We start from the raw sequence: 3016 nt of genomic DNA, 5'->3' as shown, positions 1-3016 counted from the left end.
GCTGATTCGCTTTATTTACATCAAAAATCATCGGAATTAGTTTCCTAATAGTTTTTGCTTTGGTAAATTCATCTTTGATTGTTTCCGAAATATCAAGTTCTGCAATTGCTTCAAGGTGCTTTTCCGTAAAAAAGAAGCTCGTTTTGAAAAAGCGTTCCCATATAGAAAGCCAAAAGATAGTTTTTTTCTTATACACTGCCTTACCTAGCCATGCTTTACCATCATTATAGTATCTCCATTCTAGGGTTAGAGCATATTCGTTGTTTGTAATAGTTTTAAGAAAAGACACTAATATGTTGAACCCTTCACCCAGTGCTTCTTCAAGATTCTTGTTTGATGGGAATATATCCGCATCTCTTAATAGCATTTGTGCTTCCATCGTTTATATTGGTCAATAGAATTTCTCTCCTTTTTGTATCATGTTGATAGTTTTGGCAATTCGATCTGCTTTCGTTTGTTCCCTTTTCGCAGAATTAATCCAATTTATAAATGCTTTTTTCTGCCCCTCAGTATAAATTTCAAATTTTTCAAGAACTCCATCTTCATATTCCAAACACAGAAGTAATTCCTGAGGGATTATTAAAGATGTTTTGTCTTCGTAAATAGTGATATGTACTATATCTCCCGCTTGCTTTTTTATCTTTTTCCTTATTTCAGCTCTAACAGCCAAACCCACATGTCCATTTCCAATAGGCATTAGGTGTGTATTGGAAAACGCATAATCATCTATTTTTCCCTTTACTTTTAGCATTCCAAAAGATGTTTTAGGCATGGGTATTTCAGGTATTTCAACAAAAGTCCAAGCTCCTTTACCTTCAGTTTTTAATAATAGATAGTCTTTATCTACTAAGGGTGTTTCTGTTTCCATCTTTTAAAGATAATATAAAAATAGCTGTGCTAAACATATACTACACAGCTATTCTACATATTGTAATTTTGTTGTGAAAGTGTTCATTTCACAGGAATGCGTAATTCTACTATCCATGGAGCATTGGGATCTTGAACGTCGCCGGCACAACTCAGATATAACTCATAGTGATCTCTTGAGTCACATTCATATCCTTTTTCGTTAATATCAACATATATCTTCTTCCAGGCTTCATCATATTCGGCCATTGTGACCTCTACCTGCATTACGAAATATTTGCCACCAGTTATTGTATAGCGTTTCATCCCATCTTCGGGTTCGATGCCTGAAAGATCTTCCAAACAGGCTTCCGAACGTAATTTTTCGACAGGGGTATTCATTGGATCATCATGATAAACTCCGGCCATTTTAGGAGAAGCCTCCCAAAGATTATTGGCTCCAGCCCATGCGGCTAATTTCTCAAATACGTTTCCAATACCTGAATAATCTCCTGTATGCGAAATTGCAATTGTCTTTATCGGTTCGAGATTTTTTATCTCTGTGCTATTTATTTTCATAACTCTAATTTTTCAATAATTTGTTTAATAATCTCTTTTATTTCAACGGGTTTAACAACTGTTGTTGTATCGGCGTTTGCCAACACCCATCTAGCGAGTCCTTCGAGTGAGTAAGCCATGTAGGTTTGTTCTATCCGTCCGTCGGCGAGTTCTTTCTCTTCGGTCAGTCCCATAAAATAGCATCGGTCGGCAAAATGTTTAGAGACCTCTTTACTTGTACGTAAAACAACTTCGGTCAAACATTGAGGATCATCACATCCGAGAAGCGATCCCAGAGCAGGATGAACTTTTGTATGCTTATCTTCTGTTGTTTTTATGTTGCCTATACGATCAAGCCTGAATATTCGGTAGCTTTTTCGTAAGTGACACCAAGCGGATAGATACCAGCGAGGGTATGAATAAGTTATGCCCACAGCTTCCAATGCTCTTCTGGTCTTACTTTCGTCTGCATTCGTGTAATCTACTTCTATGACCAACTTGTCGTTTATACTATTTAAGATCGTTTGCATTATATTCGGTAGACTTTCTCCTGCATTCCTGCTTTTATATACCGCTATACTGTCGTCCATATCGTGGAGATATTTCTTGTCCACAGATCGTAAAGCAGCTCGTATCTTATCCATTCCCTGGCGAAAGTAGTTGCTGTTTTGGGTATCGGTAAGTTGCTCGATAATTTTTTCGGCTGTGAGGAAAGCAATTGCTTCCTCTTTGGTAAACATGAGCGAAGGTAGCCTGTAGCCTTCTATTAAAGAATAACCAACTCCCGAATTTCCGCATATCGGCACTCCAGCTTCAGACAATGTATGCATGTCACGATATATTGTGCGCAGGCTCACGTCGAAGCGTTCTGCCATTTCAGACGCTTTAACAACGGGTCGTGACTGTAATTGTATCAGTAGTGCCGATATGCGATCAAGTCGATTTAATTCTTTATTCATGTTATCATTTTACTCTATAATCAATGCCCAAAGTACGCCAAATTTATCGATAATCTCGGCATAAAGTTTGGCATAAGGTGGTTGGCTAAGTTTACATTTTATTTGCCCACCTACGTCTAATTTAGTATAAATGTCTTTCAGTTGTTCTTCTGTGTCACAGAATATAGTGAGTGTATGCCCCAAAGAACCAAAGTTAGCCTTTGTGTCTGGTAAAATATCGGCCATGCTTATAGTACAGCCATTAAAGTCAAGGTCGGAATGGATTATCTTGTCTTTGTATTCGGCAGGACTTTCCATTGCCTGATATTCTCCATAGCGAAAAATTTCTCCGACAGTACCATTAAATACTTCGGTATAAAAGTTAAGTGCTTCTTCTGCATTGCCATTAAATGACAGGTAAGGTTTGATTTTCATAATTCTGATGTTTTAAAATTTAACTACAATGCAAATGTATCACCCCATTATGACAACAGTATGTCAGCAAGTTTTTTCAATTGTAAAAAATATAAAGGTATAGTAAAGATATAGAAGAGAACACAATACTAAAAATTAGTATTTATAATCTTTTGAATTCACTAACAGTAAGTTACATGGATGATAAATGTTTCTATGGGAAATTGTATTAAAATTTACGTTTATTTACTAAATAATAG

Annotated in this window: 5 protein-coding genes; all 5 read right to left on the bottom strand. The window is 36.5% G+C overall.

The genetic code is table 11. The features are described 5' to 3' along the window. Positions 1-379: DUF3788 family protein (locus tag LDB17_RS13455; protein WP_393925078.1), on the bottom strand; the 379-nt coding region annotated here is incomplete at its 3' end. 12 nt (positions 380-391) lie between these two features. After that, positions 392-868, bottom strand: coding sequence for a YdeI/OmpD-associated family protein (locus LDB17_RS13450; RefSeq protein ID WP_252637519.1), 477 nt, complete (start codon positions 866-868; stop codon positions 392-394). 83 nt (positions 869-951) lie between these two features. Continuing rightward, the gene (locus LDB17_RS13445; protein ID WP_252637517.1) at positions 952-1425 is read right to left on the bottom strand and encodes a GyrI-like domain-containing protein; all 474 of its coding nucleotides are present in this window, start codon (positions 1423-1425) and stop codon (positions 952-954) included. Next, positions 1422-2363 carry a YafY family protein gene (locus LDB17_RS13440; protein ID WP_252637515.1) on the bottom strand — a complete coding sequence of 314 codons (942 nt, stop codon included), beginning with the start codon at positions 2361-2363 and terminating at the stop codon, positions 1422-1424. Before LDB17_RS13440 ends, LDB17_RS13445 begins: the two co-directional genes overlap by 4 nt. Before the next feature lie 9 nt (positions 2364-2372). Continuing rightward, positions 2373-2777: a VOC family protein gene (locus tag LDB17_RS13435; RefSeq protein WP_252637513.1), complete on the bottom strand. Its 405-nt coding sequence runs from the start codon at positions 2775-2777 to the stop codon at positions 2373-2375. Positions 2778-3016 lie beyond the last annotated feature (239 nt).

It is taken from the genome of Dysgonomonas sp. Shenzhen-Wh21 (assembly GCF_043392705.1).
GTDB lineage: Bacteria > Bacteroidota > Bacteroidia > Bacteroidales > Dysgonomonadaceae > Dysgonomonas.
The sequence above is the reverse complement of the archived record's forward strand: the minus strand, read 5'-3'. Positions and strand labels throughout refer to the sequence as shown.